Here is a 739-nt window from a genome sequence, read left to right on the forward strand (position 1 = left end):
GTCTCCGCCTTGGGGTGCACCGGCACCACGCGCTTGCCGAACCGCTGGAGCACCTGCGCGACCCCGTACGCGGCGCGCTGCCGGTTGGAGGACAGGCCGACCACGGCCCAGGTGTCACCGGACCGGGTGAGGATCTTGCGGACCGTTGCGTCGTCGCCGTACACCGTCGGCCTCCTGTGGGTCTGGAACGGACCGGATCTGAACATGAGCCGGCGCCTGCGACAACCAGGCGCGCGCCACGGTGATTCCCGGCGCCGTGCGCCTGCCACGACGGGCGGCGCCGCGCAAGCGACGGCGCGAAAAGCGTGCGAGATACCTGCGTGCGCCCGCTCGCGCGCCTACGCTCGCCTCGTGCTGCGCATCACCGACGCCCGAACCGGCGAACTCGTGGACGCCGCCCCCTCCCGCCGGGGCCTGACCCGTGTCGAGGCCCACCCACGGGGGCTCGACCTCACCGGCCTGCGCGTGCTGCTGGCCGCCGACCTGCTCGTGCGCGCCCTGGAGCTCGGCGGCACCCCGGTGTGGGCGCTGCTCGCCGCCGAGCGGCAGCACGAGGAGCTGCGCGCGGCGGCCGACGCGCTCGGGATCCGCCCCTTCGAGGACGGCGAGGGCGCCGCCGGACTGGGCGAGGCCCAGGTGCTGCACGTCGTGGACGAGGGCGGCGCCGAACCCGACGGTGTACGGGTCGCGGTCGCGCCCGTGACCTGGTCGGCCCCCGGTGCGCCGGACGCGGCCGACC

The 739-nt window shown here is 75.9% G+C and carries 1 protein-coding gene and 1 pseudogene; one reads left to right on the forward strand and one right to left on the reverse strand.

Annotated features, from left to right (window positions below; genetic code table 11):
• A partial coding sequence (locus LPA54_RS33870; protein ID WP_228984527.1) for a CoA-binding protein occupies window positions 1–164 on the reverse strand: 164 nt, incomplete at its 3' end.
• 187 nt (window positions 165–351) lie between these two features.
• Here LPA54_RS33870 and LPA54_RS33875 point away from each other — a divergent pair.
• Window positions 352–739, forward strand: a pseudogene (locus LPA54_RS33875) (hypothetical protein); the annotation flags it as partial.

This window comes from Streptomyces sp. DH12 (assembly GCF_020873895.1).
Taxonomy (GTDB): domain Bacteria; phylum Actinomycetota; class Actinomycetes; order Streptomycetales; family Streptomycetaceae; genus Streptomyces.